This window comes from Paenibacillus sp. P22 (assembly GCF_000469945.2).
Taxonomy (GTDB): domain Bacteria; phylum Bacillota; class Bacilli; order Paenibacillales; family Paenibacillaceae; genus Paenibacillus_O; species Paenibacillus_O humicus.
This window is the reverse complement of record NZ_CBRA020000155.1, coordinates 17064-41892: the sequence shown is the minus strand read 5'-3', so window position 1 is coordinate 41892 and position 24829 is coordinate 17064. Positions and strand designations below refer to the sequence as shown.

General features: G+C 60.0%; 26 protein-coding genes and 1 pseudogene. 15 read left to right on the top strand and 12 right to left on the bottom strand.

Features of this window, described 5'->3' with window-relative positions; genetic code table 11:
• Together BN871_RS19805 and BN871_RS19800 are read left to right on the top strand one after the other, a co-directional pair.
• The coding region (locus BN871_RS19805) for a DUF1385 domain-containing protein (RefSeq protein ID WP_048748467.1) at positions 1 to 238 on the top strand (238 nt) is incomplete at its 5' end.
• A 54-nt stretch (positions 239 to 292) separates the two neighbouring features.
• The gene (locus tag BN871_RS19800) at positions 293 to 610 is read left to right on the top strand and encodes a hypothetical protein (RefSeq protein WP_021878230.1); all 318 of its coding nucleotides are present in this window, start codon (positions 293 to 295) and stop codon (positions 608 to 610) included.
• Positions 611 to 688: 78 nt separating this feature from the next.
• On the opposite strand, the gene mntR is transcribed toward BN871_RS19800, so the two are convergent.
• Positions 689 to 1111 (bottom strand): transcriptional regulator MntR, encoded by a 423-nt coding sequence (gene mntR / locus BN871_RS19795; protein WP_048748466.1) that lies wholly within the window; start codon positions 1109 to 1111, stop codon positions 689 to 691.
• 180 nt (positions 1112 to 1291) lie between these two features.
• On the opposite strand from mntR, the gene splB reads away from it, so the two are divergent.
• Positions 1292 to 2350 (top strand): spore photoproduct lyase, encoded by a 1059-nt coding sequence (gene splB / locus BN871_RS19790; RefSeq protein WP_021878228.1) that lies wholly within the window; start codon positions 1292 to 1294, stop codon positions 2348 to 2350.
• Positions 2351 to 2357: 7 nt separating this feature from the next.
• Here the strand turns inward: splB and BN871_RS19785 are convergent.
• From BN871_RS19785 to yidD, 3 genes and pseudogenes are all read right to left on the bottom strand, one after another.
• Positions 2358 to 3069 (bottom strand): annotated as a pseudogene (locus BN871_RS19785) (cytochrome c biogenesis CcdA family protein).
• A 71-nt stretch (positions 3070 to 3140) separates the two neighbouring features.
• A complete protein-coding gene (metG, locus tag BN871_RS19780) occupies positions 3141 to 5141 on the bottom strand; it encodes a methionine--tRNA ligase (protein ID WP_048748465.1) in 2001 nt (666 codons plus the stop codon).
• Between the two features lie 382 nt (positions 5142 to 5523).
• Positions 5524 to 5733: a membrane protein insertion efficiency factor YidD gene (yidD, locus tag BN871_RS19775; RefSeq protein WP_048748473.1), complete on the bottom strand. Its 210-nt coding sequence runs from the start codon at positions 5731 to 5733 to the stop codon at positions 5524 to 5526.
• Positions 5734 to 5975: 242 nt separating this feature from the next.
• Here yidD and BN871_RS19770 point away from each other — a divergent pair, with 242 nt between their 5' ends.
• The 10 genes from BN871_RS19770 to BN871_RS19725 all read left to right on the top strand — a co-directional run bounded on the left by BN871_RS19770 (position 5976) and on the right by BN871_RS19725 (position 16845).
• Positions 5976 to 6968 carry a Gfo/Idh/MocA family protein gene (locus BN871_RS19770; RefSeq protein ID WP_048748464.1) on the top strand — a complete coding sequence of 331 codons (993 nt, stop codon included), beginning with the start codon at positions 5976 to 5978 and terminating at the stop codon, positions 6966 to 6968.
• Positions 6965 to 7912: an AraC family transcriptional regulator gene (locus tag BN871_RS19765; protein ID WP_021878223.1), complete on the top strand. Its 948-nt coding sequence runs from the start codon at positions 6965 to 6967 to the stop codon at positions 7910 to 7912. The genes BN871_RS19770 and BN871_RS19765 overlap by 4 nt, the downstream gene beginning before the upstream one ends.
• Before the next feature lie 57 nt (positions 7913 to 7969).
• On the top strand, positions 7970 to 9097 hold the full coding sequence (locus BN871_RS19760; RefSeq protein WP_048748463.1) for a Gfo/Idh/MocA family protein: 1128 nt from the start codon (positions 7970 to 7972) through the stop codon (positions 9095 to 9097).
• Positions 9098 to 9263: 166 nt separating this feature from the next.
• A complete protein-coding gene (locus BN871_RS19755; RefSeq protein ID WP_048748462.1) occupies positions 9264 to 10103 on the top strand; it encodes an AraC family transcriptional regulator in 840 nt (279 codons plus the stop codon).
• 526 nt (positions 10104 to 10629) lie between these two features.
• On the top strand, positions 10630 to 12594 hold the full coding sequence (locus BN871_RS19750) for an ABC transporter substrate-binding protein (protein WP_021878219.1): 1965 nt from the start codon (positions 10630 to 10632) through the stop codon (positions 12592 to 12594).
• 24 nt (positions 12595 to 12618) lie between these two features.
• Positions 12619 to 13620, top strand: a complete 1002-nt coding sequence (locus BN871_RS19745) for an ABC transporter permease (RefSeq protein WP_048748461.1) — start codon at positions 12619 to 12621, stop codon at positions 13618 to 13620.
• A gap of 3 nt (positions 13621 to 13623) precedes the next feature.
• Positions 13624 to 14481, top strand: coding sequence for an ABC transporter permease (locus BN871_RS19740; protein ID WP_048748460.1), 858 nt, complete (start codon positions 13624 to 13626; stop codon positions 14479 to 14481).
• A 25-nt stretch (positions 14482 to 14506) separates the two neighbouring features.
• Complete coding sequence (locus BN871_RS19735; protein ID WP_053087018.1) at positions 14507 to 15445, top strand: ABC transporter ATP-binding protein; 939 nt, start codon at positions 14507 to 14509, stop codon at positions 15443 to 15445.
• A gap of 60 nt (positions 15446 to 15505) precedes the next feature.
• Positions 15506 to 16618: an ABC transporter ATP-binding protein gene (locus BN871_RS19730; RefSeq protein ID WP_083436547.1), complete on the top strand. Its 1113-nt coding sequence runs from the start codon at positions 15506 to 15508 to the stop codon at positions 16616 to 16618.
• On the top strand, positions 16618 to 16845 hold the full coding sequence (locus BN871_RS19725) for a hypothetical protein (RefSeq protein WP_021878215.1): 228 nt from the start codon (positions 16618 to 16620) through the stop codon (positions 16843 to 16845). Before BN871_RS19730 ends, BN871_RS19725 begins: the two co-directional genes overlap by 1 nt.
• 224 nt (positions 16846 to 17069) lie before the next feature.
• On the opposite strand, the gene fosB is transcribed toward BN871_RS19725, so the two are convergent.
• From fosB to BN871_RS19685, 8 genes are all read right to left on the bottom strand, one after another.
• Positions 17070 to 17498 (bottom strand): metallothiol transferase FosB, encoded by a 429-nt coding sequence (gene fosB, locus BN871_RS19720; RefSeq protein ID WP_048748459.1) that lies wholly within the window; start codon positions 17496 to 17498, stop codon positions 17070 to 17072.
• A 6-nt stretch (positions 17499 to 17504) separates the two neighbouring features.
• Entirely contained in the window at positions 17505 to 18119 is a 615-nt protein-coding gene (locus BN871_RS19715) for a histidine phosphatase family protein (protein ID WP_198158073.1), read from the bottom strand.
• A 15-nt stretch (positions 18120 to 18134) separates the two neighbouring features.
• Positions 18135 to 18551 (bottom strand): GNAT family N-acetyltransferase, encoded by a 417-nt coding sequence (locus BN871_RS19710; protein ID WP_048748458.1) that lies wholly within the window; start codon positions 18549 to 18551, stop codon positions 18135 to 18137.
• 115 nt (positions 18552 to 18666) lie between these two features.
• Positions 18667 to 20616: a stalk domain-containing protein gene (locus BN871_RS19705; protein ID WP_048748457.1), complete on the bottom strand. Its 1950-nt coding sequence runs from the start codon at positions 20614 to 20616 to the stop codon at positions 18667 to 18669.
• Between the two features lie 144 nt (positions 20617 to 20760).
• A complete protein-coding gene (locus tag BN871_RS19700; RefSeq protein ID WP_076356618.1) occupies positions 20761 to 20988 on the bottom strand; it encodes a hypothetical protein in 228 nt (75 codons plus the stop codon).
• Positions 20989 to 21199: 211 nt separating this feature from the next.
• A complete protein-coding gene (gene abc-f, locus BN871_RS19695; RefSeq protein WP_048748456.1) occupies positions 21200 to 23020 on the bottom strand; it encodes a ribosomal protection-like ABC-F family protein in 1821 nt (606 codons plus the stop codon).
• Between the two features lie 394 nt (positions 23021 to 23414).
• Complete coding sequence (locus tag BN871_RS19690) at positions 23415 to 23615, bottom strand: hypothetical protein (RefSeq protein WP_021878207.1); 201 nt, start codon at positions 23613 to 23615, stop codon at positions 23415 to 23417.
• Positions 23616 to 23700: 85 nt separating this feature from the next.
• Positions 23701 to 24192, bottom strand: coding sequence for an Hsp20/alpha crystallin family protein (locus BN871_RS19685; protein WP_021878206.1), 492 nt, complete (start codon positions 24190 to 24192; stop codon positions 23701 to 23703).
• Positions 24193 to 24372: 180 nt separating this feature from the next.
• On the opposite strand from BN871_RS19685, the gene BN871_RS19680 reads away from it, so the two are divergent.
• Both BN871_RS19680 and BN871_RS19675 read left to right on the top strand, forming a co-directional pair.
• Complete coding sequence (locus tag BN871_RS19680; protein ID WP_021878205.1) at positions 24373 to 24612, top strand: spore germination protein; 240 nt, start codon at positions 24373 to 24375, stop codon at positions 24610 to 24612.
• Positions 24609 to 24821, top strand: a complete 213-nt coding sequence (locus BN871_RS19675) for a spore germination protein GerPB (protein WP_048748455.1) — start codon at positions 24609 to 24611, stop codon at positions 24819 to 24821. Before BN871_RS19680 ends, BN871_RS19675 begins: the two co-directional genes overlap by 4 nt.
• Positions 24822 to 24829 lie beyond the last annotated feature (8 nt).

Below are 24829 nucleotides of genomic sequence, written 5' to 3'. Positions count from 1 at the left end.
GAGGATCTACATTCGCATCCTTCTCCTTCCGTCGTGCTCGGGCGCATCCTATGAGGTGCTGCGCTGGACAAACGCCCTGCGCGACGTTCCGGTGCTGCGCTATCTCGGCTATCCCGGGCTGTGGCTGCAGCTGCTGACGACGAAGGAGCCGACGGACGACCAGGTCGAAGTATCCATCGCCTCCTTCAACCGGATGCGCGAGCTCGAGCGGGAAGTCAACGTACAACCGGCTGTCTGACCGTCTCGAGAGCATCCCGAAGGGGAGCATCGTCAATAGAAAGGGCGGATTTGCATGCGTCGCAACAAGGTCAACATAGGGACGGCGGTCGTTGCCGTGCTGGTTGTGATCGGACTGGGGAGCAGCCTTGCCCGCAATCCGTTCAGCCTCCTCCTTCCAGCCGTCATTCTCGGCGGCATCTTCGCCTTCTATTGGTTCAGTCCCGCCCGCAGGAAACGCGCCGTCAAGCCAAGCCCCCGCCATGCCGGTAAGGGCCGCGGAGAGCCTTCCCGCTTCAAATCCGCCTCCGCCAAGGCGCGCGGCCGCAAGCCCTCTCCTTTCCGGGTCATCGACGGCGGCAAGGACGAGGACGGCATGCCCAAGTATCATTGAACAAGGAGCAGGAACAAAAAATAACGGCAGGCGCGGAATGGTTCCATTCCCGCCTGCCGTTATTTGATTCCGGCGGCTCTATTCGGATTCCAGCTCGCTGCGGATGCTTCGGAGCGTCTCCAGCCTCGTCTCGTCACGGCGGAAGTACTCCACGAGCGTCTCGATGCACGTAATGGAATCCCAGCTGAGATGATGCTCGATTCCCTCGACATCCTGATAGATGTTGGCTTCCTGGACTCCGATGACTTCCAGGAACTGCTCCAGCAGATGATGGCGCTCCATCAGCCGCTTGCCCATCTTCTTGCCCTTGGCCGTCAAGATGAGGCCGCGATATTTCTCATAAATCAGATACTGGTCCTTGTCCAGCTTCTGAATCATTTTGGTCACCGAGGATGGATGGACCTCCAGCCCTTCCGCGATATCCGATACGCGGGCATATCCTTTTTCCTCAATCAGCTTGTAGATCCGTTCCAAATAATCTTCCATGCTCGGTGTAGGCATGAAAACCCTCCTAACCTGCTGGGCGCCTCCACTCTCTCGGCGCCACGCTACTTTAGTATCATACAACGCGCTCCGGCCTCCTGCAACTTGCGCAGCCGGGATTTCCCTTATTGAAAAGCTTGCTTCCATGCCAAACTAACCCCGAGCCATCATCCATCCTTCCCGAGGAGGTTTGCCGTTATGAGCACTGTCATGGAACGTCCACGCACCGGCCGGCCCGACGTTTTCGTGCCCGAGCTGGTCTATTTCGAGCCGGACTCGCTGAACTATCCCAAGGGGAAGCGGATCCATGAATGGGCGGTCAAACAGGGACTGCCTATCCGCATGACGACATCCCACAACCGCATCACCAATCTGCCCGGCGATTCCGAGCTGGAGCAATATAAAATCGCCAAGCGGACGCTCGTCGTCGGCATCCGCAAAACGCTCAAGTTCGACCAGTCCAAGCCTTCCGCCGAATATGCCATCCCGATCGCGACGGGCTGCATGGCCCATTGCCACTACTGCTATCTGCAGACGACTCTCGGCGCGAAGCCTTATATCCGCGTCTATGTGAACACCGACGAAATCATGGAGGCGGCGAAAGGATACATCGATGAGCGCGTGCCTCAAATCACCCGTTTTGAAGCCGCGTGCACGAGCGATCCCGTCGGCCTCGAGCCGATAACCGGCTCCCTGCGCGAGCTGATCGAGTTCATGGCGGACCAGGAGTACGGCAGACTGCGGTTCGTCACCAAATTCCACCATGTCGATTCCTTGCTCGATGCGCGCCACAACGGCCATACCCGCATCCGCTTCAGCGTCAACGCCAGGTATGTCATCAAAAACTTCGAGCCCGCGACATCCCGCTTCGAGCAGCGGATTGAAGCGGCCGGCAAAGTCGCGGCTGCCGGATATCCCGTCGGGTTCATCATCGCGCCGATCATCTGGCACGAAGGCTGGCAGGAAGGGTATGCCGAGCTGCTGGAAAACCTGGCCAAGACGCTGCCTGCCGGAATTCCCGATCTGACTTTCGAGCTCATCCAGCATCGCTTCACCAAGACCGCCAAGGCGACGATCGAGAAACGCTATCCGAAAACGAAGCTAGAGATGGATATCGAAAAGCGCAAGTACAAATGGGGCCGCTGGGGCCAAGGCAAATACGTCTACCCCGATGAACAGGCAAATGCGCTGCGGATGTTTATATCCGAGCGCATCTTCGAGCATTTCCCTGAGGCGACGATCGATTATTTCACTTGATCAAGGATCAGAACCGCAGCCATTCCGGCGTGATTCCATTCAGATAGATCGTGATGACGGACATCTTGTTCGTGAACAGCAGCACGCCCATCACCAGCATCAAGGCGCCGCCGATCTTCATCAGGACAGACGAGTAGCGGACGATCCACCTCGTCGAGCCGATAAAAAAAAGCGAGCACGAAAAACGGAATCGCGAAGCCGAGCGCATAAGCGGTCGTAAGCCCGAACCATGTTCCCGGATCGGATGCCGCAAGAGCCAGAATCGCCGCCAGGATCGGACCGACGCACGGCGACCAGCCGGCGGAGAAGCCGATTCCGAAGATGAACGATCCGAGATAGCCCGACCGCAGCTTCACCGGCATTTTGAAGTCCCTCATCAATGCCTTCGGCTGGAACAGCCCGATCAGGAACAGTCCCATGAGCATGATGAGGATGGCGGACAGCTGCCGGATCAGGTCCTGGTAATCGGCGAACACCTCGGCGAAGCGGTTCGTTCCGTAACCGAGCGTGTAGTAGACAAGCGAAAACCCGAGAATGAAGAACAGCGTATGGCTCATGGTCCGGCGCCTCACCTCGCGGCCGGGATTGTCGCTTTTGAGCTCGGTGACCGATATGCCCGTTATGTACGATAAATACGAAGGGTAGAGCGGCAGGCAGCATGGCGACACGAAGGACGCGATGCCTGCGGCGAATGCCAAGCCGATGTTCACGCTGGACATGGTTTGGACCAGCCTCCCTTAATAGGTGCAGGATGCGGGGCTGTCGCCCGCATCCTGCTTTTTGGTTCGGATCATTTGACGATGGCGCCGTTCGGCATGGAATCCGGCACCGTCGCCAGCGTCAGCTCGTCGCCGACGGATGCGGCGAGGATCATTCCCTGGGACAGCTCGCCGCGCAGCTTGACCGGCTTCAGGTTCGTCACGCAGATGACTTTGCGGCCGACCAGCTCCTCCGGCTTGTAGAACTTGGCGATGCCGGAGACGACCTGCCGCTGCTCATAGCCGAGATCCAGCTTCAGCTTGAGCAGCTTGTCGGCCTTCGGCACCGGCTCGGCTGCAATCACCTGCCCGACGCGCAGCTCGACCTTGGCGAAATCGTCGATGCCGATCTCTTCCTTCGGCTCCGGAGCCGTCACGGCAGCGGCAGGCGCGGAAGAAGCGGATTCCGGCTTGGCTTCGGCTGCCGGCTCCTCTTTCTTGTCTCCTCCGCCGAGAATGGCGGAAGCGATATAAGCGATTTCCTCCGGCGCATCCAGACGAGGGAACAGGGCGCTGCCCTTCGAGACGCGGGTTCCGGCCGGCAGGCTGCCGAACGAGCGGACCGATTCCCATGCGGCAAGAGCGTCGTTCTCCGCGCCGAGCTGGCGGCGGATCTCCTGCGGAGCGCGGGTCATGAACGGCGTCAGCAGGATGGAGACGATGCGCAGCGATTCCGCCAGATGGTACATGACGGAGGCGAGCTCGCCGCGGCGGGCTTCATCCTTGGCGAGCACCCATGGCTGGGTTTCGTCGATGTACTTGTTCGTGCGGCTGATCAGCTGCCAGAGGGAAGACAGCGCGACCGAGAACTCCATGCGATCCATGGAAGCCTCTACCGACGAGACGACCTCGGCCGCGAGCGCCTGCAGCGGGCCGTCGAATTCGGTCACGACGCCGGCATAGGCCGGAACTTCCCCTCCGAAGTATTTGTCGATCATCGCCACCGTGCGGCTCAGCAGGTTGCCGAGGTCGTTGGCGAGATCGAAGTTCAGCCTTTCCACGAAAGCCTCGGGAGTGAACGTTCCGTCCGACCCGAACGGCACCTCGCGAAGCAGGAAATACCGGAGAGCGTCAAGTCCATAACGCTCCAGAAGGACGACGGGATCGATGACGTTGCCCTTGGACTTGGACATCTTGCCTTCCTTGACGAGCCACCAGCCATGGCCGAACACCTTCTTGGGCAGCGGCAGGTCGAGAGCCATCAGCATGATCGGCCAGTAGATCGTATGGAAGCGGACGATCTCCTTGCCGACCAGATGAACGTCGGCCGGCCAGAAATGGCGGTACTGGGAATCGTCTTCCGAGTCGTAGCCAAGCGCGGTGATATAGTTGGAGAGCGCGTCGATCCATACATAAATGACATGCTCGGGATCTCCGGGAACCTTGATGCCCCAGTCGAACGTCGTCCGCGACACGGCCAGGTCCTCGAGGCCGGGCTTGATGAAGTTGTTGATCATCTCGTTCTTGCGGGATTCCGGCTGGATGAAATCCGGATTGTCCTCATAATATTGCAGCAGCCGGTCGGCATACTTGCTCATCCCGAGGAAATAGCTCTCCTCCTTGACCAGCTCCACGGGACGTCCGCAATCGGGGCATTTGCCGTCCACAAGCTGGCGCTCCGTGAAGAAAGACTCGCAAGGCGTGCAATACCAGCCCTCGTACGTTCCTTTATAAATGTCGCCTTGGTCGAGCAGCTGCTTGAAGATCTTCTCAACCGATTTCTTATGGCGCTCCTCGGTCGTGCGGATGAAGTCGTCGTGGCTGATCTCGAGCTTCTTCCACAGCTTCTGAATCTCGCCGACCGTTCCGTCCAGGAACTCGATCGGCGTCATGCCGAGCTCCTTGGCCGTGCGCTCGATCTTCTGGCCGTGCTCGTCGGTTCCCGTCAGGAACTTGACGTCGTAGCCCTGCGCCCTCTTGTAGCGCGCCATCGCGTCGGCAGCGAGCGTGCAGTAGGCATGCCCGATATGGAGCTTGCCGCTCGGGTAATAGATCGGTGTCGTAATGTAATAGCTGTTGTTGTTCTCTGGCATGGGAATCCCTCCGGATCGATATGGACATGCAAAAAAGCTCCCGTCCGCTATGGGACGAGAGCGAGAGCGCTTCGTGGTACCACCCAAATTCCTTCCCTGCCTCTGGCTCGAGGCGGACGGGAAGCTCTAGTGAAGCCGTTCCTGGAAGAACGGCAAGCCGCTAACGCCGGCTGCGCGCGTCCGTACCTTGCGGCTTCAGCGCCAGGCTGCTGCCGTTCGGAGCGGAATCCTCCGGGACCATCTTCGTTTCCCGCCCCCGGCCGGCTTGCACCGTCTTGCCCGGCTCTCTGATGCGGCAGCTGCGGAAACTACTCTTCCCTTCATCGGGTAAGCTGTATTTGTCGTAATCATACCGAAACGACCCTGTGCATGTCAAGGAAGCTCATGGCACGGGATCGTAGCCTCCCGGGTGGAACGGATGGCAGCGCAGGATGCGTCTTGCCGCCAGATAGGAGCCCTTGGCCGCGCCATGCTTCTCCACCGCCTCCAGCGCATAGGCGGAGCAGGTCGGATAGAAGCGGCAGGTCGGCGGCTTCAGCGGCGATATGAACTTGCGGTAGAGATGGATGGGAGCCTGCACGGCTCTTCTCATCCTCATGCTTCCGCCCCCTTCCCCAGATGCCAGCATGTCCCGGATCCCATTTCCAGGCCGAGAATTTCGCCTTCCTTCTATTTTGAGGCCTAACAACTCCGAAATCAAACCGGAACCAATGTCGCCATTTTACATATCGGATGTCATATTTGTACACTGTTCGTAGTCATTGTCCTATGTTACCTTAAAGCCATGTCGCATTCTTACAGTCTGCTTCCATTATGAAAGGGGACCTTTCCGCTATGATTCGAATCGCAAAACTCAGCTTCTGGCATGTCCATGCTTGGGAATACACGGGCTACGCAAACGAGCATCCCGGCACGCAAATTACGGTTGTATGGGATGAAGTGCCTTCACGCGGCCAGGAAGCCGCCGACAAGCTCGGCGTTCCGTTCGTAAGCAGCCTGGACGAAGTTCTCGCGCGCGAGGATGTGGATGCCGTCATCGTGGACGCGCCGACGACGATGCATGCCGAAGTGATGGTCAAGGCGGCCAAAGCCGGCAAGCATATCTTCACGGAGAAGGTCATCGCGCCTACGGCAGCCGAGCTGGATGAGATTTTGAAAGCGGTTCAAGAAGCCGGAGTCAAGCTGACGGTATCTCTCCCCCGCCTCAATGACGGCTATACGACGGCCATCCGCGAAGTGCTGGAGCAGGGACTGCTCGGCAAGCTCACGCTTGTCCGCGTCCGCCTTGCGCACGACGGCGCCTTGGCCAATTGGCTGCCGGAGCATTTCTACTCGGCGGAGCAGACGGCAGGCGGAGCGCTCATCGATCTCGGCTGCCATCCGATGTATTTGACCCGCCTGTTCCTTGGCGGCATGCCGGAAAGCCTGACCGCAACGTACGGACATGTGACCGGACGCGAAGTCGAAGACAATGCCGTTGCCGTCCTCTCTTACGCGGATGGAGCGATCGGCGTCGTCGAGGCCGGCTTCGCCAGCAAGCATTCTCCTTTCCAGATCGAGCTTTTCGGCACGGAAGGTACGCTGCTGTACGGCAATCCGGACGACGTCATCAGCGTGCGCAGCACGAAGCTCGAGGAGCAATGGAAGGAGATTCCGCTCGGGACCAAGCTGCCGAATGCGTTCAGCCAATGGGTTGGACATATCGAGAACGGCACCGAGGGCGAGGAGAACATCGCTCTCGCTTCCGATCTGACGAGGCTGATGGAAGCGGCGAACCGCTCCGCAGCCGAAGGCAAGCGGATCGACCTGGCCGGCGCAGCGCAATGAGAACGCCGGGTTCCAAGCCGTTTCCCTATGCCCCGATGATGGAGAAGCGGGATGCCATGGACCGGCTGGAGCTCCGGTTCCGCTGGGGAGCATACCGGCTTCGGGTGCTGCATTTTCATCTCGCCTCCTTCCCGGAGGATCGCCTCATTCGCTACCACAAGCATTCGGAATATGAATTCCACTTCATCGCCCGCGGCTCCGGCACGCTGTCCCTCGAGGACAGCGATCATGAATTCCGCGAAGGCATGTTCTATCTGACCGGCCCCGGCGTGCTCCACCAGCAGCTGGCGGGCCGTCCGGACGGTACGGAGGAGCTCAGCCTGCATATCGACATCGTTCCGATCGAGGATGAGCCGGCCGCCTCCGGGGAGGACGAATGGGAACGCCAGGAGGCGGAGAACTGCATCGCAGCCCTGGATGCGCTCGGACCGCATCCTATCCCGGACCGCTGCCAGGCGATGCCCTGGTTCCTGACGGCTTACAAAGCCGTCCAGGAGGCCGAGCCCGGCTGGGGTACGACGGTGAAGCAGGCGGTCATTCAAATTCTGCTCCGTGCCGCCCGCGCCCCTTTGCAGCCGCTGCCGCAGGTCGCCCATCCCGAGCGGGACATGTCGCTCTACCGCTACCAGCTCATCACCCGCTTCATCCGGGACAACTATTCCAGTCCCCTGTCGCTCCAGGATGCGGCCGACCGCATCCATGTCAGCAGCCGCCAGCTGCAGCGGATCATGAAGGAGCAAGGCGGCGTCTCGTTCAGCGATTATCTGGAACGCTGCCGCCTCGAACAGGTATGCGAAGCGCTCGCCCGCAATCAAGGCTCCATCGAGCAGATCGCGGCCGAAACCGGCTTCCAGAGCGGCAGCTACCTTCATTACGTTTTCCGCAAGAAATTCGGCCTTACCCCGAGCCGCTACCGGGAACAAATGCGCAGCCAGCCCGTATAAAGCCGGCTGTCCGCGCTGCCCTGCTTAGCGGCGCGCCACTCGGAAGGAGAGAAACCCTTGTCCACATCGACCATACGAATCGGCATCATCGGCAGCGGCGGCATCGCCGGCTCCCATGCCGCCGCCTACAAAACCATCCCGGGAGTGGAAATCGCAGCCGTCGCCGACGCCATCCCCGGCAAGGCACTGGAGTTCATCCGCAAGCATGACCTCATCGGCACCGCTCCTTTCGACGACTATCGGGAAATGCTCGCGATGGATCTCGACGGCATCAGCGTCTGCACGCCGAACTCCGCCCATCGCCAGCCGACCGTCGACTCCCTGAACGCGGGCAAGCATGTGCTGCTGGAGAAGCCGATGTCCGTCACGCTGGAAGAGGGACTGGACATGGTGAAGGCTTCGCGCAGCAGCGGCCGCATGCTCACGATCGGCTTCCAGCCGCGCTACGACCCCAATATGAAGCTGATCCAGGAGATCGTGCGCTCCGGCAAGCTCGGCAAGGTCTATTACGTCGAGACCGGCGGCGGCCGCAGGCGCGGCATGCCGGGAGGCACGTTCATCCGCAAGGAGCTGGCAGGCGCAGGCGCCATGGCCGACATCGGCTGCTATTCCCTGGATATGGCGCTCAACGCGCTTGACTATCCGAAGCCGCTCACCGTCTCCGCCAGCACATTCAACCATTTCGGCCGCAATCCTCTCTATCACGCCGAGGCCGACAAATTCGACGTTGAGGATTTCGGAGCGGCGATGATCCGCTTCGAAGGCGATCTGACGCTCCACTTCAAGATCAGCTGGGCGATGCATCTCGACTCTCTCGGCACGACCAACTTCCTCGGCACCGACGCCGGACTCAAGATCACCCCGTTCGGCTCGGGCAACTGGTCCGGCGTCTGGGACGGACGAGTCGGCAACATCGAGATGTTCCACGATTTCATGGGCGGCCAGACGAGCACGAGAATTCCGCTCGTCGATCATCAGCTCGACCTGTTCCGGGAGAAGGTGCGGGACTTTGTCGATGCGATCCGCGAAGGCCGCGGCGCTCCGATTCCGGGCGAGCAGATTCTGATCCAGCAGGCGATCATCGACGGCGTCATCCGTTCCGCCGAGCTGCGTTCGGAAGTGAGCGTTGAAGTTCCGGACTATGCCGGGGGAGCTCCCGAGGACCAGCAGGCGGAGCCTGTCTGAGAGTTTCATTTCAAGAGCAGAGCTGAGACCGGATGAAGACGGCGCAAAGCTGCCGCCGCCCTTTCGCTTGCGGCGGCGAGGAAGCCATTCGTCTCCCTATCCTTGCAGATGCGCAGTCAGCGGATGATAGCGCCTCCATTTTCAAAGAAAAGGTATGGGATTTCTTATGGGAACCGGATTTATCGATCATGTCACATCCTTCAGCTCCCGTACGCCGAATCAAGAGGATCGGATAGGCCAGTTCAAGACCCATAGTCATCCGGAGGCAGAAATCACGCTTCTGATCAAGGGCGAAGGGTACTATGCCTCCGGCGAGCAGAATGCAAGGGTGTCCGCCGGGAATATGATCCTCATCCCCTCGGCAGCCCCGCACAGCTACGTATGCATCAAGCATTGGGAAGGCTATTCGCTGCATCTGCATGAGCTGGAGATGCCGGCTTACCCGCAGTACCTGTTCCAGCAAGCCTTCTCCCAGCGCACCGGCCCCATCCTCAAAGCCAGGCTGACCGGTGTCCACCTCGAGCGGGCAGCCGGCGCGATGAAGCAGCTCGCGCAGGAAGGCCGCGAGCCGAGTTCAGAGGAATTTTTGCCGGATCTGCTGCGCAATTCCCTGGAGACGCTGCTGTTGGCCTTCCACGTCTGCGCGGTTGACAGCGCCGCGGCGGAGCCGTCCGGCGATACCGGCGAGGAGCAGCTCATCAAGGATGCGATCAAGCAGATCCATCAGCAATACCACACGTCGCTCAAGGTTTCGGATCTGGCGGCGAGCCATTATCTGTCCGAAAGCATATTCCGCAAGAAATTCTCGGAGCGGACCGGCCTCTCGCCCAAGCAGTACATGATCTCGCTGCGGCTGCAGGAAGCCAAGCGGCTGCTCCGCCTGTCCGCGAAGCCGGTGGAGTTCATCGCCTCGGAGGTAGGCTTCAGCAGCTCCAGCCGCTTCCATGACCTGTTCGTCAAGAACGTCGGCATGACTCCTTTGGAATGGCGCAAGGAAGGCCAGTAAGGCTTGAATTCATCCCGCATCTTTTCCGCATTTGGCTTCCAGACTCCGTTTTGATCGTTTCGATATTCCAGGCAGGCTGTCCGGTCCTTTTGGCCGGGCGGCCTGTTTGCCGTCTGTTCCGCTCCACTTGCAACTCCGGCGGCATCCCTTCCCATCCTGCCAAGCCACGAATGATAGAAACCCGTTCTCCAGACTCCCTTTTCTTTGCATCCCCCATTTCCCCAATTCTCCCTTTTGTTCTCCCGCTCTCTTTGGTTGTCCGTCTTCCTGTTTCTCCACTCTCCCAACTTCAACGTCTCAATTTCTGTCCACTCTCCCTCTTTTCATCCTCCCTTTCCGCCAACTCACCTTCTATTCCCCTTTTTGCCGCAACCGTTTCCGACCGTTCCTTTCAAGCAATTTCCGCCCTATTCCGGCAGAATAATGAAAGCGTTTTTATCAACACGCCAGCCTCGGCCAAGAATACAATGAAAGCACTTCCAACGGGCAGCCGGAGGAAAGTGGATCCAGATGGGAGGAGAATCAGGTGAACCTTTTGAGAAGCGGCAAAACATGGGCCACGCTTGCTTTGGCCGTTTCCGTGGCGGCGATGTCAGGCTGCGGTGCCTCCTCGCCAGGGCTTGCCGCGCGCATCGAAGCCGGCGAGCTGCAGGGGGCGCAGAAGCCCGTGCCGGACGATCAGCTGAAATTCAACAAGGAGAAAATATTCCGGGTGCTGGGCGGCTGGCCGAAGCCTCCGCTGTACCAGGGCAATCCGTTCGGGTCGGGCGGAATCGGCGACACGAACAACCGCTACATGTTCGAAGGCCTGTACGTCTTCATCCGATCGACGAACGACGTCTACAACGTGCTCGCCGAATCGACCGAGGACGGACCGGGCACGACGACCGTGCATCTCCATAAAGGGGTGAAATGGCATGACGGCGCTCCGTTCACGAGCAAGGACGTGTGGGCCTACTACCGGCTCAACAACGGAGCGGACGTAACGAAGTACCTGTCCTCCATCGAAACTCCGGACGACTATACGGTCGTATTCCGCTGGCTTGATCCCGCTCCGTATCCGGAGCTCAAGAAGCTGCTGCTCGCCCAAGACCTGCAGGGACAGATTCCTTACCATCTGTATCAAAAATACGTCGACAAGGCCGACGGGCTGCTGAAGCAGGCCAAGCCGCTGCCGGACCGCTCCAAAGACGGTCCCTTCCATCTGGATATTCCCGACGAGCTCAACAAGCAGATCGCGCTCAACTGGAATGAATTCACCCGTTCGGGACCGGCTGTTCCGGTCGGAACCGGCCCTTTCAAGTTCGAAAAGGTGACGACCACCGACATGCTGCTGAGCCGCAATCCGGATTACTGGCAGCCGGACGCGGTCAACTACGACAAGATCTGGATCAAGAATGTTCCCGAGCTGAGCGCCCAATATGCCCTGGTCAAATCCGGCAAGCTGGACTGGTACGACGGCACGCCTCCCAAGGACATTCTGGAGTCGCTGCTCAAGCTGAATCCGGACCTGCTCCATTACCGCATGTACGATCCCGCCAGCGTCGGCCTCATGTACAACATCCGCCGCAAGCCGTTCGAGCAGGTGAAGTTCAGGCAGGCCCTCACCTATGTGTTTGAAAAGAGCAAGCTGAGGGAGATCGGCAACTACTACGGCAAGGAATATCCGAAAATCTCGATGACCGGCATCATGCCCTCCTCTCTGGAGAGCGAGCTCAGCGCCGAGGCGCTGGGCAAAATGACCGACTACACCCACAATCCGGAGAAGGCGGCTTCCCTGCTGCAGGAAATCGGCTGGAGCAAAGGCCCGGACGGCCTCTGGAGGGATCCGGGCGGCCATGTGCCGTCGTTCATCATCGGCGCGCCGAACAACTGGGTGCCGGGAGTCAACTCCGCGCAGATCGCCGCCGAGCAGCTCACCAGGTTCGGCATCCCGACCAAGCTTAAGGCCGTCGACAGCACGATTTATTTCGCCAACGCAGATAAGGGCCTCTACGACATGTCCATGGACTGGGTAGACGTCTCCTGGGGCTTCCAAAATCCTTGGAGCTCGCTCAAGGTCGTCTACTGGGACGGCACCAAGAAGAAGGTCGGCTTCCCGAACGTCAAGAAAACAGGCGCGGACGGCTCCGAAATCGATACGGGACGCCTCGACCTCAAGGTGGCGGGCATCGACGGAAAGACGGTGGACGTCGACAAGGAGATGCGGCGCTTCCCCTACGTCCAGGAGGAGAGCGAGCGCAAGGCGATCATCGACAACCTCGCCTGGATCGCCAACGAGAACTGCTGGGGGGTCAACTTCTTCCAGAACGTGACCGGCGCCTGGATCAACACGCGCACGATGGCCGGCAATTATCCGATGATGGACCAGATCGTCCAGAGCGGACGGGATATGCCGCTGCCGGAAACCGACGCGGACCGGCTGGCCGTCACCCATTTGAACCACGGCTTCAACTCTACCTTCATGCCAAGAGAATACTGGCCCCGCTGACGACTAACGACGGAGGTGCAAGTCATGAGCCCCAGAGGAATTGCCAAACGAATCGGAATGTCGGCCGTCACCGTCCTGCTCGCGATGCTGCTCACCTTTGTGCTGCTGCGCATGACTCCAGGCAGCGCCATCGACTCGTGGGCGCGCGATTACGCGACCCAGCGCGGGATGAGCCTGGAAGAGGCGTACCGCCAGATCACCGCCATGATCAACTACAATCCGAACGAACCGCTGCTGACTCAGCTCGGCCGATATCTCGGCGGACTGCTGCACGGCAACCTCGGCATGTCGATGATCTACCAGAACGTATCGGTCAATGAGATCATAGCGAACGCGCTGCCCTGGACGCTGTTCGTGCTCAGCATCTCGCTCGTCATCAGCTTTCTGATCGGCATCAATCTCGGCGCGATGATGGCGTTCCGCAGGAAGAGCCTGCTGGATCCGATCGTCTCCATCTACGCCATCATCACTTCGTCCGTCCCGAACTTCATCGTCGCGATTCTGCTGCTCGTCGTGTTCTCCTTCCAGTTCGGCTGGTTCCCCGTGAACGGAGCTTACGATCCCGTCGTGGAGCCCGGCTTCAATCTGCCTTTCCTGTCGAACGTGCTCTATCACGGGGCGCTCCCGATTCTGACCTATGTCATCACGACGCTCGGAACATGGGCGCTGACGATGAAGGGCAGCGCCGTCAACGTGCTCGGCGAGGACTACATCGTCGCCGCCGGCATCCGCGGCGTATCCGAGCGCACGCTCATGAGCCAGTACGTGAAGCGCAACGCGATGCTGCCGCTCATTACGACGCTGGCGGTCAACTTCGGCTTCATGCTGGGCGGCTCGCCGCTGATCGAGAACGTGTTCAGCTATCCCGGCATGGGCTATTATATCGGCCAGGCGACCCAGCAGCGGGATTATACGCTCATGCAGGGACTGCTGCTCGTGACGAGCGTCGCGGTCATCGTCGCCAATCTCGCCTCGGACCTGATCTATGCCAGGCTGGATCCGCGCGTCAAGCTGGAGGAGGGATAAATCATGAGCCAAGGATTCGCCGATTTCTGGAGAACGATCTATCGCAACAAGAAGTCGTTCAGCGGCGTCATCATCCTCGCCGTCTTCATCTTCATGGCGATTTTCGGGCCGATGCTGGCCAGCCTCGACATGACGGTCAAGTTCGACAACCGGTACGCAAGCCCTTCCTGGTCTCATTGGCTGGGCACGGACTACGGCGGCAGGGACACCCTCCTGCAGCTCGTCTACGGGTCGCGCGACGTGCTGACGATCGGGCTGTTCGCCGCTCTGTTCACGCTCGTCATCGGCTTCGTCGTGGGAGCGGTATCCGGCTTCGCCGGAGGCCGTACGGACACGGCGCTCATGTTCGTCACGAACCTGTTCCTCACCATTCCGAGCTTTCCCGTCCTGATGATCGTGGCCGCGCTCGTGCAGATCAAAAATCCCGTCGCCTTCTCCTTCATTCTCGCGGTCTGGTCCTGGGCTCCGCTCGCCCGGGCGGTCCGCTCCCAGCTGCTGTCGCTGAAAAACCGGGAATTCATCGTCGCCTGCCGGATCATGGGACTGCGCATGCCTTACATCCTGTCCCGCGAAATCCTGCCGAACCTGACTCCCTACCTCGCGATCAACTTCATCATGGCGGCGCAGGGGGCGATCGTAGCCAGCGTCGGCCTCATGATGCTCGGCCTCGCCCCCTACTCGCCGACGAACTGGGGCATGATGATCCAGCTCGCCGTGCAGAACACGGGCGGCATCTTCAACCCCAAAGGATACATCTATCTGATCTCGCCGATTCTCTGCCTCGGACTGTTCCAGATGTCCTGCATCTTCTTCAGCAACGGTCTGGAGGAAGCGCTGAATCCGCGGCTGAGATCGAACTGAACACCCTGAGAAAGGAGGAGCAGCTATGGACAATCTGGTCGAAATAAAAGGATTGACGATCGAGTTTCCGATGCGCGCCGGTACGCTGAAGGCTGTCAACCAAGCCGACTTTTCCATTCCGCGCGGCCAGATCACGGCTCTCGTCGGCGAGAGCGGCAGCGGCAAGTCGACGCTCGCGTCCGCCGTCATGCGAGCGGTAACCAGCCCCGGCCGCATCGCCGCCGGAACGATCCGCTTCGACGGCGAGGACATACTGGCGCTGAGCCGCAAGCAGCTCCAGGCGTACAAGTGGGAGAGAGCATCCATGGTGTTCCAGGCCGCGCAGAACGCGCTGAACCCGGTCGTGCGGATCAAGGATCAGATCATCGAGACGTACCGGGCTCATCGAAGCGGCGCTTCGGAGAAGCAAATTGTCGACAAGGCCCGCGACTTGATGGATTATGTGCGGCTGGAGCCGGACCGCGTGCTGCAGGCGTTCCCCCACGAGATGTCGGGAGGCATGAAGCAGCGGGTCATGATCGCCTTCAGCCTGCTGCTCGATCCGCAGCTCGTCATTCTCGACGAGCCGACGACCGCGCTCGACGTCATTACGCAGGCGTATATCTTCGACATATTGGTCAAGATCCACAAGGAAATGGACATCACGATGCTGCTGCTCACCCATGATATCGGCGTCGTCGCCAAAGCCGCCGACCGGGTCGGGGTCATGTATGCCGGCAATATCGTGGAGGCGGGCAGCGTCTACGACATGTTCAAGCGCCCCAAGCATCCTTATACGGCCAAGCTGATGAAAGCGGTGCCCAGCCTGTACGACGATCTGTCGGAGCGCAAGGCGATTCCGGGCTCGCCGCCGGATCTGCTGCGCATGCCCCCCGGGCTGCCCGTTCGCTCCCCGCTGCGAGCATGCCTTCGACGCGTGCAGGACGGCTTCGCCGTCCCGCGTCGTCTGGCCGGGAGGCCATGAGGCCTCCTGCCATCTGCATCCGGATTCCAATACCGTATCGATCGCGGAGGTGCGTACTTCATGAGCGTCAGAGAACTGGAGCTGCAGCAGGAACCGCTTCGGCGCAGCCGGGAGCTGTCCCGCACCGGGGAGCAGCAGGCTTTGATGAGTCTCCAAGGAGTGAGCCTCTACTATGAGCGGCGCCGCGGCATGATGGCCCCTGCGGAGAAGGTCGGCGCCGTCGTCGACGTCGATCTCGATATTTATCCGGGCGAGATCATCGCCCTCGTCGGCGAGAGCGGCTGCGGCAAGACGTCGCTCGGCAGCGTCCTGACGGGGCTGGCGAAGCCGACCTCGGGACGGGTACTGTTCCAGGGAGCGGACATTGCCGGGCTCAAGGGCGAGCGCTACCAGGACTTCCGCGGCGGCGTGCAGATGGTGCAGCAGGACTCCTATGCGGCGCTCAATCCGATGCGGACGATCTATCAGTCTCTCTCCGCTCCGATTCTGCAGCGCAAAATCGTCAAAAGGCGAAAGGCGGCCAGAGCCCGCGTCATCGAGCTGCTGGAGACGGTCGGCCTGACGCCGCCGGACCGCTTTCTCGACAAGTATCCGCATCAGCTGTCGGGCGGTCAGCGCCAGCGCATCCTCATGGCCAGAGCCATCTCGCTGAATCCGAAGGTCATCGTCGCCGACGAGCCCGTCTCCATGATCGACGTCAGCCTGCGCATCTCGATCCTCAACCTGATGGCGGAACTGAACCGCAAGCTGGACATCGCCATCGTCTACATCACCCATGACCTCGCGACGGCCCGCTACATCGCCGAACGGGGCCGCATGGCGGTCATGTACCTCGGCCGCGTCATGGAGCTCGGCGGCGTGGACGACGTGCTGAGCCGGCCGGGGCATCCCTACCTGCAGGCGCTGCTGTCCGCGGTGCCGACGCCGGATCCCGACATCGCCAAGGCGATGCTGGAGCTGCCTCTGCGGAGCCTCGAAATGCCGAATGCGGCCCGGCCGCCTGCCGGCTGCCGCTTCCATCCCCGCTGCCCGCATGCGATCGATCTCTGCTCGCAGGAGGAGCCGCAGCTGCGCCCCGTCGGCGCCAGCGAGGCGGCCTGCCATTTGGCCGAGCAGACGATGGCCGGCTGGCAGGAGAGGATGGCGGCGATCCGCGCCGCCCGGGACAGCTGATGGACGACCTGCGCCTGCTCGGCCGCATCGTCCTGTCCATGTCCTTCGTCCTGCTGCTGCTCTGCCTGCTCAGCTTGACGGCCGTGCAGCGGGGCTCCGCCTCCTATACCGTCGTCATGATGGCGCTGTGGATCAATGTGATCCTGTCGGGGGCCATCATCCTGTTCTCTCTATGGGATCGCCATAGACGGCGCCGCAAGGATCAGCTTCGGCCGGAATCCGATTGACGCCAAAGAGGGGCTGTCCCAAAAGCCGTTGGCTTTTGGAACAGCCCCTGGTGCCCTTGCGTCTTCGCGCAGGGGTTGCAAGGCTCTCGAAACGAGCCTCGCTGCCGCTAAATTGCGGCTGCGGGGCTTTTTGAGGCTGAGCGTATCTGCGGAGCTCGGCGATATGGATCCGATTGGACAGAGCCGGTCAGCTCAAATGAAAAATCAGCCTTTCGCTCCGCCGATTATTCCGGCTCGCCGAAGACCATATGGGGCTTCGTCTCCCGGTAATAATCCAGCCGGTCCCGCAGCGTCCCGCTGTGGAACTCGAACATATGGCCGTCCGGGTCGCGGAAGTAGACCGACCTGCGGTCCCGTTCATCCCTTTCCCTGCCGGACAGCACTTCGGCTCCGATCGCCTCCAGGCGCCTGACCGCATCGTCCAGCTCGACGGTCTCCATCGAAAAGGCGAGATGCGAATAGGACAGCCGGATTTCCTCCCGGGGGATTTCCTTCTCCTCATTCAGAGCGATCCACAGCCCGCCAAGGTCGAAATACGCCAGGCTGCGCCCCCTCACCAGGAGCTTCGCTCCGAATGCCTTGCCGTAAAACGCGATGGACCTGTCCAGGTCGGACACGGAAAAGCAGATGTGGTTGATGCCTTCCAGCTTCATGATAATTCACTCCATCCACTTCATGATGTGAATGCCCGCTTCCCCGAGAAAATCGTCCCGGGTCAGCCGATCTTCGCCGAGAGCTTCCCTGTACGAGGTGATCGTCCCGTCATGGGAAACGATTACGGCCCTCCCTCCGCCCTCCTCGCCTATCGCCGCATGAGCATCGCGGAGAAGCTGCAGCGCCTCGGTCCGGAATGCCTGGCGGTCCATCGTATTGAGCCTTCCGTCCCACAGTTCCTCGGGATCGCTCTCCAGACAGCCGAATTCGGGAAACTCGGCTTGGATCGACGGCCGCGGATAAATCCGGTCGCATCTGACCTCGCTGGCGGAAGGATTTTCCGGCATCGGAAACATTCTTGGGCCGACGCGGGGCGACACCAGCAGCCGAATATCCGGCCTGCCGCCGGCGAGCAGCCGTGCGGTCTGCAGCGTCCGGACCGTCGGACTGGCGATAACGATATCCTTCGGACCGATCGAGACAAAATCGCGGATAGCGGCGACCTGTTCCATGCCCTTGGCGGTCAAGGGAGGATGCTCGACATTCAAACGTTCCGGTATATCCGTATTGTGGACTCCCTGGCCATGCCGGATAAACAACACTTCCATCGGCTTCGTCATCGTCATTCTCCTTCCTTATCCTTTCGTTCCAGGCCTTCTCATGAACATCGGCCCGGACCGTTCGAATCCGTATTTCTCGTACAGGGAGTGCGCGTCTTTCGTCGCCAGGCTTCCGTTCAGCTTGCGGAGCCTGTCGGAGGACGTGATCAGCTCGACCAGCCTTCGGCCGAGTCCATGGCCGCGATGTCCGGAATCGATATAAACGTCGCACAGCCAGTACATCGTCGCGTCATCCGTCACTACGCGGGCAAATCCGACTTGAGCGCCTTCCCGGTAAATGCCGTAACAGAGGGAATTCTCAATCGACTTCGCGATCGCGGCCCTGTCTCTCCCGTTGGCCCAATAGCTCTCGCCTAAAAAGCGTTCAATGCACGCCGGATCAAGCCGATCCTTGCTGTCGCTGAACACGTACCCCTTTTCCGTCGTTTCCATTCCTGTCCCTCCTCCTGTTCCATGGCTCCATTGTACATCCGCCCGCTGGAAATTTCCGCAAAAAAACCGCATCTCGAGTCGAGATGCGGCAAAGAGTCCATTTCCGGTTTCTTGCCTAATTCTTGATCGCCGGCAGCGGCTGGAAGATCATCGTGATCGGCAGGTTGCTGCCGGATGCGATCAGATAGACGAGACTGATCGTCTCCGTGCTGTCTCCGGAACGGTACAGCACCATCGCTTCGCCTTGATCCTTGAGCACTCCGGATGCCGGCACGGGAATCAGCTGCCCGTTGACGACGAACGCTCCCGTGTACAAGCCTCCGCGAGGGTTCAAGGCGACCAGCGTCCGCGGCGACAGCTTGATGTTCATCTTGTACAGAACGCCGAAGTTGCCGATGTTGAGCTGGAGGGAGCCGGTCGTATTGTCGTACCCGTCCAGATACGGATCCAGCTTGTTGTCTCCCAGCACGATGCGCTGCGGAGTGTAGCCGAGCACGCCGGGAACGTCGATCGCGCGCGTAGCGTTGTTGAAGGAGCCCCGGGTATGCTTGCCGTCCGCATCCATGAGCGGCAGTCTCTCGAGCACCTTGAGCGGGTCCGTCTTCTCCGCGACAACGACGACACGGAACCGCAGCGTCTGATCGGAGGTCACGTCGGCGTAGGCCGAGTAGATCAGATTCGACTTGATGGCGGAAGCCGAGATTTCCTTCAGCACCTGCACGGACTGTCCCGGCTTGATGCTCGTATACGTAATCGGGCTCGGCGAGATGACGGAGTTCAAATACCGGACCGTAGACATTTTGCCGGTATTGACCTCGTACTGGTCCGGCCCGCCGGCTCCGAAATTCTTCAAGCCGAACTTCGCGGTGTAGTTGCCTTCATTCGTCGCGATCAGATACATCTTGACGGGATATCCGATATTGTTCACGTTGTGGAACAGCAGGCGGATGTCGCCGGAGAACTGATCGTCGTAAGCGATGCCTTCGCTCGTCCAGCGCTCCGGGCTGTTGCTGCGGATCAAGCGGGAAGGCTCCGAGTGGAAGTCATACGATACGGTCGGAATATCGAGCACCGACTTGGCATCGACCCCGAATACGCCGCCTACCGGCTTGAACAGCTTGTCGTACTGGTCCTTCGTATACAGGACCTCCGTCGATACCGTGATCGTCTTGCTGATCGTGGAGGACAAGCCCTGGTCATCGATGACTTCCAAGGTGATCGTCTTGTCTCCCGCCTCGAAGAAGACATCCGCTTGGCCGATCCAGTTGCGTTTGGCGATCGCGTTGTTGTCGTCCGTGCTGAGATCGTTATAGCGGACGTTCTCGCCGATCCGGTATACCGTCTTGTCCGTGGTGAAGTCCGCGACGGGAGGCTGGTTCGGGGCAAGCACCTTGATCGTCACCGTGTAGGGATCGCTCCATTGCCCGGCGGCATCCTGAACGATGCGGGAAATGGTGTACGTGCCTGGCTCGGCGAACACTTCCTCGCGTCCCGTCCATTCCTCGTTGATGATCGGCTGGCCAGAAGGAGAGCTGTAGCGGTCCAAATAGGTGACATAGTCGCCCGCATAGATTTTGGCCGGAGATACGGCGAACGCCGCGCTCGGCTTCGTGTCCCATTGCAGGGTGACCTGAGCGCCGGAAGCGCTCACGCGGCTTCCCGTCGCCAGACCCCAGGTGCGGATCGGAATCATGAGCGACCCGTTCTCGGAGTACGTATTCGCCTGGCCTGTCATTTTGGTTCCGTAGGCGGTTACTTCCTTGGTATTCATCTTGAAGCGGATCTCTCCCGCGGCGCTGCGGGCGATCGATTGCTTGGCCGCGGCATCATAGGATACCTGGAAGCCGTAACGCGCCGCCAGCGAGCTGAACGGCGCGTAGGATACTCCGTTTTTCATGACGAACGGCTGAGCCGCAGTAAAGGCGGTTCCGTTCAAAAACATCGTTTTGCTGTTTTTTGTCATCACGAGCGTCTGCGATGCTCCTTGAGCCGTCGCGCGCCCCATTCCTCCCAGCAGAGGCATGGTGAAGAGGGTCAAAACCAAAAGCCATTTGAGCGATTTCATTGCTAGTCTCCTTTAACTGTCCAACTGCTGTCTGTCCAACTGCTTCCGCTCACGGGGCAAAGCCCCTGTACAGTAGACATTTGACGGCCATTTCGGGAGAAAGTTGCGCTCAAGGCCGGAATTGCCATGAATTGGACACATGCCTCAGCGCGTTCCGTTGACTCTCATGTTCGTAATGAAGGCTCCGGCCATGACGACGAACAGCACAAGCGCCGCTATTCCCGCCATCAGCCTGCGGCGCCGGTATTTGGCCGCCTGCGCCGTATCAGCCCCGCGATGCAAGGCATCCGCGTAAGCCCTCTGAAGAAACATATACCAGACCAGCATCGCCACGAACCCCATGTTGGAGACAAACCATATTTTCTGCCACACGACCATTACCCCTTTTCGGCTCCATCCACTTGGAACAAACTAGCTTCGACTTTACCTCAACCGGCCGCCGTTAGCAAGACTTGCCAGGCTGCTTCCGGTTTCCCGCATGCGTCTCGCTCATTCATGTCGTCGATGGATATTCCTCATCGCCCGGCTGGACGACGATCCATGCCCATGAGAACATCCGCTTGCAATTGCCCGGTCACAGCCGTCACAGCCCGGCTCGCCGGCGCAGCTCCATCAGCCGCCTGCGGAAAGCCTGGCGCTCCTCCTCTTCCTCAGGCTCCGGCGCGCTCATCAGGACGGCCAGCTCTAGGCCGGCAAGCCTTTGCCCGTCGCTCCTGCCGCCGTTGTCCCGCTGCCGCTCCGCCTTGCTCTCCAGATAGTCCTCGTAGCTTCCCGGATACTGAAGGGGGTTGCCCTTTCCCCCTTCCTCGAAAACCAGGAGCCGGTTCACGGAAGACTTCAGCAGCGCCCGGTCATGCGTCGCCAGCACCATCGCCCCGTCGTAGCTGCGCAGCGAAGCCTCCACGACTTCCCTGGACTCGATGTCGAGGTAATTCGTCGGCTCATCCAGCAGCAGCAGATTCGAGCCGCCCAGCATCAGCCGGAGAAAGGCGGCGCGGCATCGCTCTCCCATGCTGAGGTCCCCGATCCTCTTGTGCACGTCCTCGCGGGAAAATAGAAACGCGCCAAGCAGCGTCCTGGCTTCCGACTGGGTCATGTCCGGCAAGCCGAGCATCATGTCCAGCAAAGCAGCCTCGTTCGGAAGACGGTCGAGCTCCTGGGAGAAATAACCGATTTTCATCTTCGGATGGGATGATCTTCGGCCTTCGCATGGCTTCAGCTCTCCCGATAGCAGCTTCAGCAGCGTCGACTTCCCGCTGCCGCTCGGTCCCAGAATCGCGATACGGTCGCCGCGGCTGATCGTGAGGCTGAACCGGCTCAATAGAGGCTTGGCGGATCCATAGGCGAACCCGACCTCCTCCAGCCTCATGAACCGTGCCGCCTCGAATCCATCGTCCTCGAGCATCATCTTGAGGCGCGGCTTGTCGACGGGAGCATGCGCAGCTCCTTGCTCCAGCCGTTCGAGCGCAGATTCCTTGGCATGGAGCCGGGAGACGTTTTTCTTGGATTTGGATCTCAAAAAATCATTTTGCCCCGCAGCCTTATGGGCGGCATCGAACCACTGCTGATACCTGCGGATGGATTCCATCAGCTTTTGCCGCTCCTGCTTCTCTTTGCGGACTTTGGCCTCCATCGTCCTGCGCTCCGTTTCCTTGGCTTCCCGATAAGCGGTATAACCGCCCGGGTATACGCCCAGACCGTCCTCGCGCAGCTCCAGCACCTGCGTCGCCACATGATCGATGAAAGCACGGTCGTGAGAGACGAACAATACCGCGCCGGGAAACGCAGCCAGCCACTGCTCCAGAAAGACGAGCGATTCCTCGTCCAGATGATTCGTCGGCTCGTCAAGCATGAGCAGCTGCGGGCGGCCCGCCATCAGCCTCGCCAGCTTGGCCCGGGTTTTCTGCCCGCCGCTCAGGCTGCCGTATGTTTGCCCGCCCTCCAGACCGCCTAGCCCGAGCCGGCTCAACGCCTGATCCACCTCGAGCTCCCAGCCGTAACCGTCCCTAGCTGCATACGCCTCGGCAGCCTCGGCGTAATCATCCAGGCCTGCCGCTCCGTCCGTAGCCGCCATGACGGCCGCTCCCTCCGTCATTCTCCTCCAGATCTCATACCGGGAAGGGTCGCCCATCCGGACGAAGTCGATCAAGGAAAGCTCGCCGACATCCTGCTCATCATGCTGCTCCATCAAGCCCCAGTCGGCGACCGGACAGCCTCGGTATACCGATCCGGAATCGAATTCGATCCCGCCGCGCAGGCCCGTCAGCAAAGTTGTCTTGCCAGAGCCGTTCCTGCCGAACAAGGCGGCGCGCTCCCCCGCGCGCAGCTCCAGATCGACGCCCTGGAATAACGTCTTGCCGTTCCATTCCTTGCTTATTCCTTTTGCTTGGATCCATAAGGTCATGCTCTCATCCCCATCCCCGGAAATAATAAAAAAACCGCAGCTGCGCAGCGGTCCGGATAGTGGTGCATATGGGGATAAGGATACAGGACCATGCCTCGAATCCCGATGATCGGAAGACGGCATATCCTGAAAGAAAGACCCTTAAACCGGCGCACGTATCCCGTCAACTGGCAGCATTCGCTCTGTTGGCTTCATGGGATCACGCGGGCTTACTTCATCGGTATAAGGTACCTCCGGTTTCTTCTCACTCATTCCACTATACCTGCGCCTTCCATTCCCTGTCAACCAGCCGGCTGTCGGGCGCTGCCGCCTGCCGGGACAGGCCTCGGGCCGCTAAGGAACTGAAGCCGGACGGAAACAAAAAAAAGGGCCTTCAAGGCCCGACTGCTTCCAGCTAGATATACCATAGATCCAACAGGATGTACATGACGACTGCGCTGACAGCGCCTCCTGCGAAATAGAACCAGCCGGCACGGAAGCGCTGCTGGAACATCCTCAATACGCCAAGGCTGAGAAGCGAAAAGATAAGCAGGATGAATACGGCTCCGAGCACGAACAAGCCCGGAGAAACATTGCTGACATCAACGGCGGTCACCGGCGACACTCCCTTATGTAAAATCCGTCCACTAGAATCATAAGGGAAGCGTTTGCCAAACGCAACAAGCCCAAGGTCCGGATCCTTAATCCGGACCTTCCTCGATGAAGACATCGATGTATTTCGACGGAGACTTCTTCTTCAGACGAACCCGGAGAACGCCTCCCTTGACGATTGCCCGCGTGGAACGGGGCTGGACGGGAGCAGGCAGCTGCAGGCTTTGCGGACGTCGTCCCGGCAAGCCCTCGATGCGCAGCCGCTCCTCCTTCACTCTGACCCGGAGCGTCTCGGCGTCGGCATCCCCCTGCAGAGGAAGCTTGAGCAGCAAGTAATCCTTGTTTTCCGACCACTCCGCCCCGAGCGAAGAAATGCCCGCTTTGAAATTCTCGCCCTTCTTGGCTTTGTCCGCGGTATCCTGCATGCCCGACAAGCCGGCAGTCGGATTGCCGCTGAGCGCGCCTTCCATCATCTGCTTGACGATGCGCGCCACCCACTCCGGCTCCTTCATCGCTTCGAAGCCTTTGGGCAGCTGCTGGCGAGCGAGCCATTCCTGCATCTGATCCCATTTGCTGCCCACGGGCAGAACCTCCCTCCGCTATGCTCCAGCCTATGCAGGCCGGCTCGATCAAGTGACAGCTTTCGAGCCGAGGCCCGCGCATCCCGGAACATTTGGGCGAATGCCGCATATAGTGGGGTATGGACGGCAGCCCGGTTCTCCGGCCCTGCCGCGATTCAAGCGAGAATGAGGTGATTGAGAATGCCTGCTGCCGTCGGTTTCGTCAACATCGTCAGCGTCGGTTCCAGCGCCGTTGTCCAGTTCGGAGATACCGTCCAAATATCGCCGTCCAGCTCCTCCAAAACCTATGCAGGTTCAGGATCGTTCCTGACCGGGGGCTTGACGAACGCCAACAACGGACTCAGCGCCACCAATACCCTGGACCCCGATCTTCAGGATAACTCCAATAACGAAATCGGATCCGGAACGAACATTATATGAATCTGACCGTCCATCAGTCCATTACGATCCATCAGCTTCGCGTAGACAGCGTCGCCAACAGCTCCGTTCTTCAGATCGGCAGCGCCGGCTCCATTCGTCCTATATCCCAGCTGTACAATTCAGGAGGATTCAGCCAGCCTGCCGAGCAATTGACATCCAACGAAGGGGCTGACGCGCTGAATTTCGTTCCTCTGCCCAAACCTAGCTGACGCGAGAG